The 16,238-nt window shown below is 72.1% G+C and carries 17 protein-coding genes; 9 read left to right on the top strand and 8 right to left on the bottom strand.

Annotated features, from left to right (window positions below):
- Window positions 1–18 precede the first annotated feature (18 nt).
- Window positions 19–399 (top strand): VOC family protein, encoded by a 381-nt coding sequence (locus ACGH7X_RS17850; protein ID WP_399886338.1) that lies wholly within the window; start codon window positions 19–21, stop codon window positions 397–399.
- 9 nt (window positions 400–408) lie between these two features.
- On the opposite strand, the gene ACGH7X_RS17845 is transcribed toward ACGH7X_RS17850, so the two are convergent.
- From ACGH7X_RS17845 to phoU, 5 genes are all read right to left on the bottom strand, one after another.
- Window positions 409–1,278, bottom strand: coding sequence for a GyrI-like domain-containing protein (locus ACGH7X_RS17845; RefSeq protein ID WP_399886337.1), 870 nt, complete (start codon window positions 1,276–1,278; stop codon window positions 409–411).
- Between the two features lie 71 nt (window positions 1,279–1,349).
- Complete coding sequence (locus ACGH7X_RS17840) at window positions 1,350–2,609, bottom strand: lanthionine synthetase LanC family protein (RefSeq protein ID WP_399886336.1); 1,260 nt, start codon at window positions 2,607–2,609, stop codon at window positions 1,350–1,352.
- A 68-nt stretch (window positions 2,610–2,677) separates the two neighbouring features.
- Window positions 2,678–3,031: an SCO4225 family membrane protein gene (locus ACGH7X_RS17835; protein ID WP_399886335.1), complete on the bottom strand. Its 354-nt coding sequence runs from the start codon at window positions 3,029–3,031 to the stop codon at window positions 2,678–2,680.
- Between the two features lie 238 nt (window positions 3,032–3,269).
- Window positions 3,270–3,425 carry a hypothetical protein gene (locus ACGH7X_RS17830; RefSeq protein ID WP_217167221.1) on the bottom strand — a complete coding sequence of 52 codons (156 nt, stop codon included), beginning with the start codon at window positions 3,423–3,425 and terminating at the stop codon, window positions 3,270–3,272.
- Window positions 3,426–3,536: 111 nt separating this feature from the next.
- A complete protein-coding gene (phoU, locus tag ACGH7X_RS17825) occupies window positions 3,537–4,226 on the bottom strand; it encodes a phosphate signaling complex protein PhoU (RefSeq protein ID WP_217167220.1) in 690 nt (229 codons plus the stop codon).
- Between the two features lie 242 nt (window positions 4,227–4,468).
- Between phoU and ACGH7X_RS17820 the strand changes: the two genes are divergently transcribed.
- Entirely contained in the window at window positions 4,469–5,740 is a 1,272-nt protein-coding gene (locus tag ACGH7X_RS17820) for a sensor histidine kinase (protein ID WP_399886334.1), read from the top strand.
- A complete protein-coding gene (locus ACGH7X_RS17815; protein ID WP_043381903.1) occupies window positions 5,737–6,417 on the top strand; it encodes a response regulator transcription factor in 681 nt (226 codons plus the stop codon). Before ACGH7X_RS17820 ends, ACGH7X_RS17815 begins: the two co-directional genes overlap by 4 nt.
- 124 nt (window positions 6,418–6,541) lie before the next feature.
- On the opposite strand, the gene ACGH7X_RS17810 is transcribed toward ACGH7X_RS17815, so the two are convergent.
- A complete protein-coding gene (locus ACGH7X_RS17810; RefSeq protein WP_399886333.1) occupies window positions 6,542–7,300 on the bottom strand; it encodes a DUF461 domain-containing protein in 759 nt (252 codons plus the stop codon).
- A 670-nt stretch (window positions 7,301–7,970) separates the two neighbouring features.
- Between ACGH7X_RS17810 and ACGH7X_RS17805 the strand changes: the two genes are divergently transcribed.
- The 6 genes from ACGH7X_RS17805 to ACGH7X_RS17780 all read left to right on the top strand — a co-directional run bounded on the left by ACGH7X_RS17805 (window position 7,971) and on the right by ACGH7X_RS17780 (window position 14,699).
- A complete protein-coding gene (locus ACGH7X_RS17805; RefSeq protein WP_003953493.1) occupies window positions 7,971–8,453 on the top strand; it encodes a CarD family transcriptional regulator in 483 nt (160 codons plus the stop codon).
- 316 nt (window positions 8,454–8,769) lie between these two features.
- Window positions 8,770–9,582 carry a 2-C-methyl-D-erythritol 4-phosphate cytidylyltransferase gene (gene ispD / locus ACGH7X_RS17800; protein ID WP_399886332.1) on the top strand — a complete coding sequence of 271 codons (813 nt, stop codon included), beginning with the start codon at window positions 8,770–8,772 and terminating at the stop codon, window positions 9,580–9,582.
- Window positions 9,572–10,111, top strand: coding sequence for a 2-C-methyl-D-erythritol 2,4-cyclodiphosphate synthase (gene ispF / locus ACGH7X_RS17795; RefSeq protein ID WP_399886330.1), 540 nt, complete (start codon window positions 9,572–9,574; stop codon window positions 10,109–10,111). Before ispD ends, ispF begins: the two co-directional genes overlap by 11 nt.
- A gap of 255 nt (window positions 10,112–10,366) precedes the next feature.
- The gene (gene cysS, locus ACGH7X_RS17790) at window positions 10,367–11,767 is read left to right on the top strand and encodes a cysteine--tRNA ligase (RefSeq protein ID WP_399886329.1); all 1,401 of its coding nucleotides are present in this window, start codon (window positions 10,367–10,369) and stop codon (window positions 11,765–11,767) included.
- A 131-nt stretch (window positions 11,768–11,898) separates the two neighbouring features.
- Window positions 11,899–12,843 carry a 23S rRNA (guanosine(2251)-2'-O)-methyltransferase RlmB gene (gene rlmB, locus ACGH7X_RS17785; RefSeq protein ID WP_399886328.1) on the top strand — a complete coding sequence of 315 codons (945 nt, stop codon included), beginning with the start codon at window positions 11,899–11,901 and terminating at the stop codon, window positions 12,841–12,843.
- Window positions 12,844–12,974: 131 nt separating this feature from the next.
- Window positions 12,975–14,699 carry a DoxX family membrane protein gene (locus ACGH7X_RS17780; RefSeq protein WP_399886327.1) on the top strand — a complete coding sequence of 575 codons (1,725 nt, stop codon included), beginning with the start codon at window positions 12,975–12,977 and terminating at the stop codon, window positions 14,697–14,699.
- Between the two features lie 94 nt (window positions 14,700–14,793).
- Here ACGH7X_RS17780 and ACGH7X_RS17775 read toward each other — a convergent pair whose 3' ends face one another.
- Together ACGH7X_RS17775 and ACGH7X_RS17770 are read right to left on the bottom strand one after the other, a co-directional pair.
- The gene (locus tag ACGH7X_RS17775) at window positions 14,794–15,531 is read right to left on the bottom strand and encodes an NDP-sugar synthase (protein ID WP_399886326.1); all 738 of its coding nucleotides are present in this window, start codon (window positions 15,529–15,531) and stop codon (window positions 14,794–14,796) included.
- Window positions 15,532–15,573: 42 nt separating this feature from the next.
- A complete protein-coding gene (locus ACGH7X_RS17770) occupies window positions 15,574–16,029 on the bottom strand; it encodes a hypothetical protein (RefSeq protein ID WP_399897133.1) in 456 nt (151 codons plus the stop codon).
- Between the last annotated feature and the right edge of the window lie 209 nt (window positions 16,030–16,238).

The raw sequence follows: 16,238 nt of genomic DNA, 5'->3' as shown, positions 1-16,238 counted from the left end.
TGAGAGCAGGTTTCGTCCATGGCGTGTCGTATCGGTGAGCTCGTGCTCGGTTGCCGTGACCCGGAGGCGCTGGCGCGGTTCTGGTGCGAGGTGCTGGACTTCGTGGTGCTCGACCGTGAGGACAACGAGTACTTCGAGATCGGGGCGCGCGACGGGTTCGGCGGGTCGCAGCCGACGATCATCCTCAGCAGCCGGGACGAGCCGGAGCCCGGCAAGTCCCGGCTGCACATCGATCTCAACGCCACCGACCGGGATCAGGACGCCGAACTGGAGCGCCTTCTGAAGCTCGGGGCGCGGCCGGCCGACATCGGGCAGACCGGCGAGGAGTCGTGGCACGTCCTCGTCGATCCCGAGGGCAATGAGTTCTGCCTGCTCAAGCGCCGCATCAACCCGCTCTGATCAACACCCTCACGCCGGTTCCACCGGCAGCCACAGCTCGGTCGTCGCCGTCGTGAAGTCGTCCGCGCGGTCGAGGACCGCGACGATCGACGGGCCCGGGCGCAGGCGCCAGGGGTTGGAGGGGAACCACTCGGACGCGGTGGCCGCCCAGGTGGACTGGAGGGTGTCCGGGTAGGGGCCCGAGCTGCGGAAGACCGCCCACGTGCCCGCCGGGACCTCGATGGCGTCGAGGTCGTCGGGGGCCGGGGTGCGGGCTGAGACGGCCACTCCGTGGAGGTAGGTCAGTTCGGTGCCCTCCGGACTGTCCTGGGCCACGTCGTCGCTGACCTGGAGCAGGCCCGCCGGGTCCGTGTCGCCGAGGGACTTCAGGCGGACGTGTGCCTCCGGGGGCAGCGCGGCGATGTGCTCCTGGATGTGCGGGTTGACGCCCTCGTAGATCAGCGGGACGCGGGTCGCGTGGCCGATCAGGCGGAACGCGGGGCGGTCGGTGAAACGGGTGTCCATGGGGGTGCTCCCTTCGACGGTCAGGCGGAACCTGAGCTGCGGCTGTGTCTGAAGGGGGCCTCCGTCACGGCGTACGTCGCGCGGGGCGGCACCGTGGACCGCCCGGAACGCGCGTCCGAACGCCTCGGTGGAGCCGTATCCGTACCGGACGGCGATGCCCAGCAGGTCGTCCTCGCCCCGTACGACGTCGGCCGCGGCCACGGTCATGCGGCGCCGGCGGACGTACTCCGACAGCGGCATGCCCGCCAGCGACGAGAACATCCGGCGCAGGTGGTACTCCGTCGTGCCGAGCGTGGCCGCCAGTGCGGGTACGTCCAGTTCCTCGCCGAGGTGTTCCTCGACCAGGTCGACCAGGTCATTCAGTGCCGAGATCATGAGGCCTCCCTTCGGTATCCACCGTGGCAGGGGGCATCCCCGCGGCACCCGATCACTGCGGTCCGGTTCGGTCAGGCCGGCACCGGGGGCTGGTCCGGCCAGGTGAACACGTACCGCGGGCTGCCGCCCCGGGTCAGGCGAACGTAGCGGAGCAGTTCGCGGACGATGCCCGCGTTGCCCATCGCCCAGCCGGGCTGCGGTTCGAGGTCGCGTGGGGGCGGCCCGAGTTCGACGTTGGACCAGCGGACGCCCTCGGTGTCCCGGGTCGCGCGGGTGACGAGGTCCGTGACCAGGACGTCCGCGAAGTCGAACGCGTCCTGCTGCTCGGCGATCCGGTCGCAGGCCAGGGCCAGGACGCCCGCGGTGCCGCAGCAGCGGCCGTTGTTGTCCCAGAAGCCGGGGCGCAGCCGCTCGGGCAGGCCGGAGTGGGTGACCGTGTGCCAGCAGCGGTCGGCCAGGGCGGTCCAGGCGGGGTCGGAGGTGACGTCCCTGAGGGTGCGGAAGACCTGGGCGTCGCCGGCCGGGCCGTGGCACCAGCCGTAGCTGATGCGCGCGATGAGGTCGGGGAGGAACCGCGGGGTGGAGTGCGGGACCAGGAAGCCCTCCGGGCCCGCCTCGTCACGCGCCACGACGCCCGCCACAGCGGTCAGCGCCAGGTCGAGCAGGTCCGTACGGCCGGTGGCCGCGCCGATCCGGGCCAGGGCCAGGGCGGTGCCCAGCGTGCCGTGCGAGATGTGGTGCATGCGACCGTCGGTGCCCGGGCGGTGGGGCCAGTGGACGCCGTTCGCGGTCTGCTCCGCCGTGCGCAGGTACGGCTCCACGGCGAGGACGGCCAGCTCCGCGTCCCCGGCCACCAGCGCGCCGAGGCCGATGCCCGCGTTGCCGCCCATCAGCTCGAACAGCTCGCCCCAGCGGGTGCCGTCGAAGCGGGAGCGTACGACCTTCAGCGCGCGGTCCGCGGCGGCGGCGGAGGCCGTGTCGCCGAGTTCGTCGTGGACGGCGCGCAGGGCCAGCGCCATCCCCGTGCGGCCGAAGTACAGGGAGTCGTCGTCGACGTCGTCGACCGCGTCCGCGAGGCTGCGGGCCGCGCGCAGGGCGGTGTCGGCGTAGGAGTCGTCGCCGAAGTGCCGCCACGCCTCCAGGAGTACGGGGATGTTGCCCGCCGTGCCGTTGTAGAGCATCGGTTCGAGGGCGTCGTCCGACGGTTTCGTCGGCCAGCCGAGGCCTCCGCCCGGGGTCTCGCGGGCCGCCCCGATCAGCCACCGCAGTCCCTCCACCGCGATGTCCTCGACTTCTTGGACCGCCACGACCGTGGCTTCAGGTGCCGTCATGGGCCCCACTCTGGCACCCGTCGATCGCCTCGGGACAGCTCGGTGCGGTGGCTCAGGGGCCGCCGGCGTCAGCTCGCGGGCGTCAGCCGTCCACGGGTGTCCCGGCGTCCCCGCAGGGTCCGCCACACCGTCCCCAGCGCCAGCGACTGGATCAGCGCCGAGAGGGCGATGCCGCCGATGAGGAACCACGTCGGGGCGTTGCCGCCCCAGCCCGCCTCGCCGAGCCAGGCCACGAAGCCGAAGGCCGGGAAGGTGAAAAGGGCCGGCCAGACCCAGATGAGGGACGCGTCGGGGCTGGTCGCGAAGAGGGGTACCGCCGCGGCGGTCGCCATCGCGCCGCCGACCAGGGCCAGGTAGACCGCCGAGACGCGGTTGGCGACGGCCAGGCGGGTCAGGGTGCGTATCGGGCTGGTGGTCTTCATCGGCTCTCGGGCTCCCGTGCGTCGGCTTGGTCCGGCTTCCTGTCTCCAGGGTCGGACGGGCGCGGGCTGCGAGGCCTGAGTACCCGTACTCAAGTGGGACGACGCGACACCTATGCGAGGGCATGAGGACGCGTGGGAATGAGGGCGCGTGGGCGTGCGGGCGTAGGGCGGTCGGGGTCGGCCCGACCGCCGTACTAGCGCCGTAGTACCGCCGCGCGGTGCCTTTGCCGCTACCGCGTCAGCCGCACTGACAGGGGTTGCCCGACTGGCAGCCGCAGCCGCAGCCCGAGCCGCAGCCGCACGCGGCGATCAGCGGCAGCTCGCGGATGTCGGTGGGCTGCTCGGTGGGACGTTCCTGCGCGGGGTCGGGCTTCGTGCTGGGGGAATCGGCCATGGTTCCTCCTGGAAGCTGGTGCCTGGGTCCATTGCACGCCCCCAGCGGCCGTCGCATCAACGGCGCACTGGGGCGAACGCGCGCCCCCGGTCCGCTCCCGCGCAGGCGGGGTCAGGCCCCCTCGACCTGCGTCGCCGGCTGGATGTCCGCCTGGAGGTCGTCCGCGTGTTCGCCGGTGACCAGGTAGACGACCCGCTTGGCGACCGCGACGGCGTGGTCGGCGCAGCGCTCGTAGTAGCGGCCCAGCAGGGTCACGTCGACCGCCGTCTCGATGCCGTGCTTCCAGCGGTCGTCCATCAGGTGCTGGAAGAGACCGCGGTGCAGCAGGTCCATCGCGTCGTCGTCCTGCTCCAGCTGGAGGGCCAGGTCGACGTCCTTGGTGATGATCACCTCGGCGGCCTTCGCCATCAGGCGCTGCGCGAGCTGGCCCATCTCCAGGATGGTCGCGTGCAGGTCGTGCGGCACCGCCCGCTCCGGGTAGCGCAGCCGGGCCAGCTTGGCCACGTGCTGGGCCAGGTCGCCCGAGCGCTCCAGGTCGGCGGACATCCGCAGCGAGGTGACGACGATGCGCAGGTCCGTCGCCACCGGCTGCTGCCGGGCCAGCAGGGTTATCGCCCGGGCCTCCAGCTCGTGCTGGAGGTCGTCGACCTTCTGGTCGGCCTCGATGACCGCCTCGGCCAGCTTCAGGTCGGAGTCGAGGATCGCGGTCGTGGCGCGTCCGATGGCCGACCCGACCAGCCGGGCCATCTCCACCAGACCGTCACCGATCGAATCAAGTTCCTCGTGGTACGCGTCCCGCATCAGGATTCCCTCTCGTACGTACGTTTAGGGGGCTCGCACCGGCTGTACCGGCCCTACCGGCCCAGCACCGGCCCACTGCCCCTCGCCGTGCCCCCACGCTTACACGTTCCGGCCTGTACGCGTCCGTTTCCGGCACCCCAAATGAACCATCACTGGCTCCAAGGTGAACTCTGGGCGACGAGTGTTCGAGGTCGCACCCCGATGGCTGGGGCAGGGACGTTCGCCATGCCTAACCTGGAGACATGGACGTGAACGCGGCGGTCGCCGCAGCGGCAGCGATCGCCGGAGTGCTCACCGGCGTCATCGCCATGCTGGCGTTCCGCTGGAGCGAGCGCGACCAGAACCGCCCCACCCGCACCTCCCTGCACACCGACCCGGTGCTCCCGCCCGGCGTGGACACCGTCCTGTCGGTGCTCAGGTCCTCCGCGGTCGTCCTCGACGAGGCCGACGCGGTGGTCAAGGCCAGCTCGGCGGCGTACGCCCTCGGCCTGGTCCGGGGCGGCAAGCTCGCCGTCGAACCCATGCTGCAGATGGCCCGGGACACACGGCGGGACGGGGAGATACGGCAGGTCGAGCTGGATCTGCCCAGGCGGGGGACGGGGCGCGGAGAGGCGCTCGCCGTGTCCGCACGCGTCGCGCCCCTCGGGTCGCGGCTGGTGCTGCTGCTGGTCGAGGACCTCACCGAGGCCCGTCGCATCGAGGCCGTACGCCGCGACTTCGTCGCCAATGTGAGCCACGAGCTGAAGACGCCGGTCGGGGCGCTCTCCCTGCTCTCCGAGGCCGTCATGGACGCCTCGGACGATCCCGAGGCGGTGGAACGGTTCGCCGGACGCATGCAGATCGAGGCGACCCGGCTCACCAACCTCGTACAGGAACTCATCGACCTCTCCCGGGTCCAGAACGACGACCCCCTCGACGACGCCGAGCCCGTCCGGGTGGAGGAACTGGTCGCCGAGGCCGTCGACCGCTGCCGGCAGGCGGCCGGCGGCAAGCAGATCACCATGGCCGCCGGAGGAACGGCGGATCTGCGCGTACGCGGCAACCGCGGCCAGCTCGCCGCGGCCCTCGGCAACCTCGTCGAGAACGCCGTCAACTACTCACCGGCCCGCACCCGCGTCGGCATAGCGGCCCGCCGCGTCGCCGCCCCCGGCGGCGACCTGGTCGAGATCGCCGTGACCGACCAGGGCATCGGCATCTCGGAGAAGGACAAGGAGCGCGTCTTCGAGCGCTTCTACCGCGTCGACCCGGCCCGCTCCCGGGCCACCGGAGGCACCGGTCTGGGTCTCGCGATCGTCAAGCACGTGGTCGCCTCGCACGGCGGGGAGGTCACGGTGTGGAGCGCCGAAGGCCAGGGCTCCACCTTCACCCTGCGACTGCCGGAGGCGGGCCGGGCCCGCGACCGCGCTCAGCAGCGTTCCGACCGCGCCGGACTCAGCGACGAGACCGAGCGGTCCCTCTCATCCCCCGATACATCCCCGTACGAAACGCTTCCCGCCCCGGAGGTCCTTCCGTGACCCGTGTGCTCGTCGTCGAGGACGAGGAGTCCTTCTCCGACGTCCTGTCGTACATGCTCCGCAAGGAGGGCTTCGAGGTCGCCGTGGCGACCACCGGCCCCGACGGACTCGACGAGTTCGAGCGCAATGGCGCCGACCTCGTGCTCCTCGACCTGATGCTGCCCGGCCTGCCGGGCACGGAGGTGTGCCGCCAGCTGCGCGGCCGCTCCAATGTCCCCGTGATCATGGTGACCGCCAAGGACAGCGAGATCGACAAGGTTGTCGGGCTGGAGATAGGGGCCGACGACTACGTCACCAAGCCCTTCTCCTCCCGCGAGCTGGTCGCTCGCATCCGTGCCGTACTGCGCCGCCGCGGCGAGCCGGAGGAGGTCGCGCCCGCCGCCCTGGAGGCCGGTCCCGTCCGCATGGACGTCGACCGGCACGTGGTGACCGTCGGCGGCACCAAGGTCGACCTGCCGCTGAAGGAGTTCGACCTGCTGGAGATGCTGCTGCGCAACGCCGGCCGCGTGCTGACCCGCATGCAGCTGATCGACCGGGTGTGGGGTGCCGACTACGTCGGTGACACCAAGACCCTCGACGTCCACGTCAAGCGGCTGCGCGCCAAGATCGAGCCCGACCCGGGCGCGCCGCGGTACCTGGTGACGGTGCGCGGGCTCGGCTACAAGTTCGAGCCGTAGAGCGGCCGCACGCCGGGTCGGGCGGATCGGGCGGATCGTTCCGGCCGCCCGGCGCGGCCCGGCGTGTACGCGTACGGCGAAGGGCGGGACCTCTTCCGGAGGCCCCGCCCTTCGCCGTGCGGTCTCAGTGACCGGTGCTGCCGGTCTCCTGCGAGTCGCCGGTACCGGTACCGGTACCGGTCTCGGTATCCGTGCCGGTTCCGGTTCCGGCCTCGGTGCCGTTCGTGGCGGCTCCGGTCTCGTTCGCGTCCCCGGTGGGCTCACCGGTGCCCTCGGTGCCCTCGGCACCGTCGGCCGTCTCGCCGTCCGCGGGCTCGCCGGAGTTCTCCGTCGAGGGCCGGCCCGACGCGCCCGGGGCCGCCGGGACGTCGCTGGGGCCCCAGTCGGTGAAGAAGCTCTCGGCGGGCACGACGAAGGCGCGCAGGCTCACGTCGCCGGTCTCGCTGAAGGAGAAGGTGATCTTCTGCGCGTTGCCGTCCTGGATCGCCTCGCGACTGCTGGGCAGGACGGCGGCGGCGTTGTCCTTGCCGCCGAGGACCAGGGAGCCCCCGGCCGGGACGGTCAGGTCGCCCTTCTCGCCCTTGGCGGGCTTCAGCTCGGCGGACTTGCCGGTGCCGGCCACGGTGATGGACTCGAGCTTCTGGTCCGTCCTGCCGTTGTTGAACAGGGTGGCGGAGACCACGGCCGGGCCGGTCGACTCCAGGTCGGGCTGCGTGATGACGACCGCGTTCTGGACCTTGATGTCGCCGACGGTCGTCGCAGCGTTGTCCGGCTTGATCTCCAGCGTCTGGGCGTTGTGACCGGCACCGCACGCGGCGAGCGAGGCGATCGAGAACGCGATGGCGGCGGCGGCGAGGGCACCGCGTCGAAGGCTGCTGCTCACGGCGGCGGCAACTCCTTGGACTCGAGCGTTGGCGGCGGCAACGGATAAAGCCGCCCTAAGTGGCTGTCAGCGGCCTTAGGCTACCGAGCCGTTCTCGGGCCGCCGCACCCGACCCTCCCCGAAGACGCCCGGCTTCGCTCGCCAGGCGGTAGGTGCGGGGTGCGGGCGGGGGTGTAGGCGGGGTGCGCGGCGCGCCGCTTCCGGGGCCCGTTCCCCAGTCGATTTGCGGCGCGTACTCGTCCGCCATTCACGCACGAAGCGCTCCGCCATACCGGTCGTGGATCGGTACGCGAAATTTCCGTGAAGGAATGCGCGGGAGGGCCCGGAAATTGATCACAGGCGGGCCGGCCCGTGGCGCGTCGTGATCAATTCCGGAATCGTCCGGAAGCGCGCCACGGCCACCGAACGGAGTAGCGGAAGTCGCACACGCGGAACCGGACATATCGGGATCTTCGGGCACGAGGCGAGGGCTCCGGAAGCGTGTGACGTGCGTGTTTCGCCCGGCCTGAAGAGCCGCTCCGACCTGCGAATACTTTCTTCCGCTCGCCCGGCGCAGCACGTTCCTGTCGCTGTTGTCAAGCCCCGAGATATGCCCTGACCTGCGAAAACGCCATTCAGAAGACGCCGTTTCCGTGTTACCCTGGATAGCCACGGAAGGGGTACCTGTCACATGACGTTCAAGGTTGGCGACACCGTGGTCTATCCCCATCACGGGGCCGCGCTGATCGAGGCTATCGAAACTCGCCAGATCAAAGGCGTGGACAAGACCTACTTGGTGCTGAAGGTCGCTCAGGGCGACCTGACGGTACGTGTGCCAGCGGACAATGCGGAGTTCGTCGGCGTACGTGATGTGGTCGGTCAGGACGGGCTGGACCGGGTCTTCGAGGTGCTGCGCGCGCCGTACGCCGAGGAGCCCACGAACTGGTCGCGTCGTTACAAGGCAAACCTGGAGAAGCTCGCCTCCGGCGACGTCATCAAGGTCGCGGAAGTCGTACGCGACCTGTGGCGCCGCGAGCGCGAGCGCGGACTCTCCGCCGGTGAGAAGCGCATGCTCGCCAAGGCCCGCCAGATCCTGGTGAGCGAGCTGGCTCTCGCGGAGAACACCAACGAGGACAAGGCGGAGGCCCTGCTCGACGAGGTGCTCGCCTCCTGATCCGACAGGATCCGGGGCGAGGCGCAGACCGTCACCCACTCGGTTCAGCGCACTGAAATGCCGCGGTGCCCGATGACATCTCCACTGTCGCCGGGCGCTGCGGCATGTTCGTACCCGGATTCGGTTTCCCGCGTCCGGACGCCCGGAAGCCGATGATCCTCGTACGCTCATCCCGGGAGGCTTTCCCCGGGTCCTGGCGTGCCGGGCCCGGGCTGCTGGCTCGACCAGGGTCACGGAAGGGTCCGGTCAAGGCGTCGCGCCCGGCACGGTGAGGCCATACCCAACTAGGTCGAGCACACAAACCTGACAGGAACCGATGTCTGACGAATCGCGTCCCTCGCCCGCGGAGACGTCTGCCCAGACGTCTGCCGAGACGTCTCCTGAGACGTCCGTCGAGGACCGTACGCACACCAGGACCGCCGCCGTGATTCCGGCCGCCGGCCGGGGCGTACGGCTCGGCCCGGGCGCCCCGAAGGCCCTCCGCGCGCTGGGCGGCACGCCCATGCTCATCCACGCGGTCCGGGCGATGGCCGCCTCCCGCGGGGTCTCCCTCGTCGTGGTCGTCGCCCCGCCCGACGGCTCGGCCGAGGTCAAGAGCCTCCTCGACGCGCACGCGCTGCCCGAGAGGACGGACTTCCTCGTGGTGCCCGGCGGCGAGTCGCGGCAGGAGTCCGTACGGCTCGGTCTGGACGCGCTGCCGCCCGAGTACGACATCGTCCTCGTGCACGACGCGGCCCGGCCCCTGGTGCCGGTGGACACGGTGGACGCCGTGATCGACGCCGTACGCGAGGGCGCGCCCGCGGTGGTGCCGGCGGTGCCGCTCGCCGACACGGTCAAGCAGGTCGAGCCCGCCGAGGTGCCGGGCGATCCCGAGCCGGTGGTGGCGACGCCGGAACGGGCACGGTTGCGGGCGGTGCAGACGCCGCAGGGGTTCGACCGGGGGACGCTGGTGCGGGCCCACGGGACGGTGACCGAGAACGTCACGGACGACGCGAGCATGGTCGAGCAGCTCGGGCTCGCGGTGGTGGTGGTGCCGGGGCACGAGGAGGCGTTCAAGGTGACGCGCCCTCTCGACCTGGTGCTCGCGGAGGCGGTCCTGGCGCGACGGAGGCTGAACGATGGGTTCTGAGGGTTCTGGGGGTTCTGGGGGTTCTGGGGTTGCCGAGACGGGCGGGTTCCCTGTGCTGCCGCAGGTCGGGATCGGTACGGACATTCACGCCTTCGAGGACGGGCGTGAGCTGTGGTGCGCCGGGCTCAAGTGGGAGGGCGAGGGGGCCGGGCTCGCCGGGCACTCCGACGCGGACGTCGTCGCGCACGCGGCGTGCAACGCGTTGTTCTCCGCGGCGGGGGTCGGGGACCTGGGGCAGCACTTCGGCACCGGGCGGCCGGAGTGGTCCGGGGCGCCGGGGGTGACGCTGCTGGCGGAGGCGGCGCGGATCGTGCGGGCGGCGGGGTTCCGGATCGGGAACGTGGCGGTGCAGGTGGTCGGGCCGCGGCCGAAGATCGGCAAGCGGCGGGGGGAGGCGCAGGAGGTTCTTTCGGCGGCGGTGGGGGCGCCGGTGTCCGTGTCGGGGGCGACGACGGACGGGCTGGGGTTTCCCGGGCGGGGGGAGGGGCTGATGGCGGTGGCCACGGCGTTGGTTGTGCGGGTGGGGTGACTCCGGGCCGGCGGTGACGGTTGGGGGGCGGGCGGCGTGCGGCGTGCGGCGTGCCGTGCGGGGCTCTGCCCCGCGCCCCGCCAGGGGCTCCGCCCCTGGACCCCGGCCTATGCCCACCCACCACCCGACTCGGTCGGGTGGTCGGGCAGGGTGGGGAAGGCGGCTCGGTGCCTCGCGGTGGGGGAAAAGCTCGGTCCGGCAACAACGCGGGCCGTGTGCCCGTGGCAGTGCCCGGCGCCTACTACCCTGGACCTCGTGACTATTCGCCTGTACGACACCAGCGCCCGGCAGATTCGTGACTTCGCCCCCCTCGTACCGGGCTGTGTCTCGATCTACCTGTGTGGTGCCACCGTGCAGGCCGCCCCGCACATCGGGCACATCCGGTCGGGGCTGAACTTCGACATCATGCGCCGCTGGTTCGCGTACCGCGGCTACGACGTCACGTTCATCCGCAACGTCACCGACATCGACGACAAGATCATCAGGAAGGCGGCCGAGCAGAAGCGCCCCTGGTGGTCCATCGGGTACGAGAACGAGCGGGCGTTCAACGACGCCTACGACGCCCTCGGGTGCCTGCCGCCGACGTACGAACCGCGCGCCACGGGACACATCACCGAGATGGTGGAGATGATGCGCGGGCTCATCGAGCGCGGGCACGCCTACGAGGCCGAGGGCAACGTCTACTTCGACGTACGGTCCCTGCCGGGCTACCTGTCGCTGTCGAACCAGGACATCGACGACCTGCGCCAGCCCTCCGAGGACGGCGAGACCGGCAAGCGGGACCTGCGCGACTTCGCCATGTGGAAGGCGGCCAAGCCCGGGGAGCCGAGCTGGGAGACGCCGTGGGGGCGGGGCCGTCCCGGGTGGCACCTGGAGTGCTCCGCCATGGCGCACAAGTACCTGGGGAGCGAATTCGACATCCACGGGGGCGGGATCGATCTCATCTTCCCGCACCACGAGAACGAGATCGCGCAGGCCAAGGGCTTCGGCGACGCCTTCGCCCGGTACTGGGTGCACAACGCCTGGGTCACCATGAGCGGCGAGAAGATGTCGAAGTCGCTCGGCAACAGTGTGCTCGTCAGCGAGATGGTCAAGCAGTGGCGGCCGGTCGTCCTGCGGTACTACCTCGGCACCCCGCACTACCGCTCCACCATCGAGTACAGCGAGGAGTCCCTGCGCGAGGCCGAGTCCGCGTACGCGCGGATCGAGGGCTTCGTGCAGCGCGTCACCGAACTGGCCGGCCGGACCGTCGAGCCCGCCGCCGAGGTGCCGCCCGCCTTCGCCGAGGCCATGGACGACGACCTGGGCGTCCCGCAGGCCCTCGCGATCGTGCACACCACCGTCCGGCAGGGCAACAGCGCGCTGGCGGCCGACGACAAGGACGCCGCGGTCGCCCGCCTCGCCGAGGTGCGGGCCATGCTCGGCGTGCTCGGGCTCGACCCGCTGGCCCCGCACTGGGCCGGGGAGCAGGAGCAGGGCGAGGACCTGCGGCACGTCGTCGACGGGCTCGTACGCCTCGTCCTGGAGCAGCGGGAGGCCGCGCGGGCGCGCAAGGACTGGGCCACCGCCGACGCCATCCGCGACCAGCTCGGGCAGTCCGGTCTGGTCATCGAGGACAGCCCGCAGGGGCCCCGCTGGAGCCTCGGCTCCCGCTGAACCGGCCGGGCGCCGAAGGCCGGTCCCGTAGATCGATTGTGCCGCCCGGCCCTCCGGGCGGCACACTGCATAAGACGCAAGCATCACGCAGCACCCCCGTAGAGACGCAGAGAAGCGGAGACAGGTAACTCATGGCCGCGAACAACCGCCGCATGTCCGGCAAGAAGGGCGCGCAGGTCGGCAGCGGCGGCAAGCGACGCCGGGGCCTGGAAGGCAAGGGGCCGACGCCCCCCGCCGAGATGCGCAAGGGGCACGCCAAGCAGCGCGCCGCCAACGCGAAGGCGCGCCGTACCACGGGCGGCCGCCCGCAGCAGCGGCGCGGCGGCGGCAGGTCGACGTCCGAGCTGGTCGTCGGCCGCAACCCCGTCTACGAGGCACTGCGCGAGGGCGTGCCCGCCTCCACGCTCTACGTCCAGCAGTTCATCGACAACGACGAGCGGGTCCGCGAGGCCCTCCAGCTCGCCGCCGAGCGCGGCGGGATCAACCTGATGGAGGCGCCGCGTCCCGAGCTGGACCGGATGACCAACGGGCTGAACCACCAGGGGCTCGTGCTCCAGGTCCCGCCGTACGAGTACGCGCACCCCGAGGACCTGGTCGCCGCCGCCCACGACGAGGGCGTGGACCCGCTGATCGTCGCCCTCGACGGCGTGACCGACCCGCGCAACCTCGGTGCCGTCGTCCGCTCCGTCTCCGCCTTCGGCGGCCACGGCGTCGTCGTGCCCGAGCGGCGCGCGGCCGGCATGACGGCGGGCGCGTGGAAGACGTCCGCCGGCACGGCCGCCCGTACGCCGGTGGCGCGCGCCACCAACCTCACCCGGGCGCTCGAGTCGTACCAGAAGGCCGGTATCACGGTCGTCGGCCTCGCCGCCGACGGCGAGGCCGAACTCGGCGACCTGGCGGCCCTGGACGGTCCCGTGGTCGTCGTCGTGGGCAGCGAGGGCAAGGGCCTGTCCCGACTCGTCGGCGAAACCTGCGACCACCGAGTCCGCATCCCGATGCCGGGCGGGGCCGAGTCCCTCAATGCCGGTGTGGCGGCGGGGATCGTGCTGTACGAGGCGGCGCGTCGGCGGGCGTGAGGCCGAGGGGGGAACGGGTGTCCGACTCCGTCCCCCATACGGGGTGTTCCGGGCGGTCCGGACGCGGTTGACGCTGTCCGGACAGTTCCGGGTGGTCAAGGCAGTGTCCTAACGACACATCACTCGGTTAGATGAGTGTGGACACCAGAACACCCCGCACACCCACGGGGGACCGCTCGTCGGGATACGACGACGCTCCCGCGCTGAGCATGGTGAAGGTGCCGAGCGATCCGGCCCAGGTCATCGTCAACCACGCGAGTTTCCGCGTGCAGTTCGGTGCCTCCGCCCGGCGGACCCAGTCCCCGCGGATCGCGCGGCACCTGAGCGCCACCCAGGACACCGCCCGCATGCCCGCAGCACCGGCCGCAGGCCGTCGCCGCGCCGTCGTGTGGAGCGGGCGGTCCGACCCGGACGACACCGGCGCGCACCGGCTGCTACAGGCGGTGCGGGCGGGAGCCGGTCGCCACGCCGTGGACCCGGGCGCCGACCTCTCCGCCGACGCCGGCGCCACGCAGGTCATCCCCCGGGTCGACATCGACGGCGGCCCCCTGGGCTACGACGACGGCCCCGCCACCCAGACGCTCGAGACGCCGCTCGTCGGCGCCCAGCGCGGCCCCGTCCCCGACGGCACCCGGCTGCTGCCCGCCATGCGCCCCGTCGGCAGCGCCTACGACGAACCCGGCTACGACCAACCCGCCTACGGCACCGACGACTTCGGGTCCCCAGCAGACGGCCACGACGGCCACGACGGCTACGGCGACGACCCGGATCCGGGCGAGCCGCGCAGCAGGCGCCGTACCGACGACCCCGCGCGGCACGCCTACTTCCCCGGCCGCCGCATGAACCTCGGCGTCGTGCTGCTGCCGCTGCGCGTCTTCCTCGGCTTCATCTCCATCTACGCCGGCATGGGCAAGCTCTGCGACCCCGTCTACTTCGACGGCGGCGAACGCGGCTCCATGGTCAAGTGGCTCAACGCCCTGCACCCCTGGGACGTCGCCGAACCGCTGCGTCAGTTCGCCCTCGCCCACCCCGTCGGCGCCGGACTCGTCATCGCCTTCCTCCAGGTCCTCGTGGGCGTCCTCACCGTCCTCGGCTGCTGGCAGCGCGTGGCCGCCGTCGTCGGCGCGACCCTGTCCGCCGCGCTGCTGGTCACCGTCAGCTGGAAGAGCGTCCCGGTCTACGACGCGCCCGACATCATCTACCTCGCCGCCTGGTCCCCGCTGATCATCGCCGGCGCCCCCGTCTACTCCGTGGACGGCAGACTCGCGGGCGGGGCCTGGCGCCGGCTCGGCCCGCGCGCCGACATCTGGGACCTGCGCCGCTACGTCCTGCGCCGCGGCGCGCTCGTCACCTTCCTCGTCGCCGGGGTGACCCTCCTGGTCGGCTCGGTGCTCGGCGGTGCCGTCCGGGACGCCGACCGGGTGGTCGTGCCCGGGCCCGGCGAGGCCCCGCGCAACGAACTGCCCGGCTCACCGCTCCCGCAGGAGCCCGGCACCCGCAAGCCGAGGACCTCGTCCCCGGAGGCCTCCGCCTCCCCCACCCAGGGCGCCACCAGCGGCGCGGCCACCCCCTCCAAGGACGCCGCGACCACTCCGGGAGCGACCCGCGACAGCGGCAGCACCGACGCCACCGGCGGTACGCCCAGCCAGACCCAGGGCACCACGGGCCAGGCCCCGCCGCGGCAGTCCTCCCCGGCCGACCAGGCGCCGAGCACCACGGCGGGACCGACCGCGGGCGGCACGACGTCGGGCGGCAGCGGGGGCTCCACAGGCGGCGGCACCGGGAGCGGTGACGGCGGCGGTTCGTCGTCCACCGGTGAGCCCGGCGGCCGACTCGTCGGCGGTCTCCTGGGCTAGCCCGCCGGACGGTCACGCAGTACCGGAAAGGGCCCCGCACGGCGACGTGCGGGGCCCTTCCGCGTACGCGTACGACGGGGCGGCGAGGGAGGCCTCAGCGGCCTGCCAGGGCCGCCAGTTCGCGGGCCGCCTCCGTCAGGTCCTTCGCGGTGTCGATCGCGCGCCAGTAGGAGCCCTGCGGGATCGGGAAACCGGACAGCCGGCGCTCGCGGGCCAGCCTCGGGAACGTGGTCCGCTCGTGGTCACCGCGCTCCGGGAGCATCGCGGCGAAGGCGGACGAGAAGACGTACACACCGGCGTTGATCTCGAAGGTCGACGGCGGTGCCTCGATGAAGTCGGTGATGTGACCGAAGCCGTCCGTCTGCACGGCGCCCCACGGCAGGCGCGGGCGGGCCAGGGCGAGGGTCGCGACGGCGTCCCGCTCGGCGTGGAAGTCGGCCATGTCGCGCAGCGAGAAACGGGTCCAGATGTCGCCGTTGGTGGCATACCAGGGCCGGTCCGGGTGCGGCAGGTGCGCGGCGGCGTACTTGAGGCCGCCGCCGCGGCCGAGAGGCTCGGTCTCCACGACGGTGGTGACGGACAGCGGCAGGTCGGCGCTCTCCAGCCACTTCTGCAGCACCTCGGCCAGATGCCCGCAGGACACCACGACGTCCGTCACGCCCTCCTCGGCGAGCCAGGTGAGCTGATGGCCGATGATCGGAGTCCCCGTGCCCGGGATCTCGACCATCGGCTTGGGCCGGTCGTCGGTGTAGGGGCGCAGCCGGGAACCCTGCCCACCGGCCAGGACGACGGCTTGAACGGGGCGGCGGGACGCGGCGTTCGGATCGGTCATGCCCGAACTGTACGCGGCGCCCCACCGGCCACCGGAGGGTCCTCAGCCGTGCGCCGCCAGGACGCCCGAGGCGAAGGCGGTGTCGCACACGGGGCGGGCGTACGACTGGGCGCGCGTCGGGCCGTACACCTTCACCGCGGCGCGGCCGAGGGCGCGGGCGATGGTCGCGCAGTGGTCGGCCAGCGACGGGCGCTCGTTCACGGCCTGCTGGAGGTGGGTCAGGGCGACGCCCGGGTCCTCCTCCTGCAGCTCGGTCAGCAGCCGGTCGCGCAGCACCTCGTGCGGCGCGCGGGCCGCGGCCCGGGAGGAGGCCTTGGACGAGGAGGCCTCCGACGCGGCGAGCACCGAGTCCGAGGGATCCCCGGACCAGTTGACCCGGGTGACCGCGAGGGTCCCGGAGAGCACCAGGACGACGGGCAGGACGAAGGCGAGAGAGCGGCCGATCCGGCGGGCGGGGCCCCGGCCGCGTCGCGTCTGTCGGGCGGTGGAGTGCTTCACGGAGTGCTTCACGCGAGTGAGGGTAGCGCCCGGTAATGATTTGGCGACATTTAGTCACCCTTTCGGGGATGAAGGGTGGCCCGGAACGGGGTAGGGCGTTGACGAACGCTGGTCGAAAAGTCCGGTGTGCCGGGGTATTTGTCGACAACGAAAAGAGCCCCACAGCAGGCCGCGGGGCTCTTTTCGTCAACGCGGGTGAAATCACCCGG

The organism is Streptomyces sp. BBFR51 (assembly GCF_044591655.1).
Classification (GTDB): Bacteria; Actinomycetota; Actinomycetes; order Streptomycetales; family Streptomycetaceae; genus Streptomyces.
The sequence above is the reverse complement of the archived record's forward strand: the minus strand, read 5'-3'. Positions and strand labels throughout refer to the sequence as shown.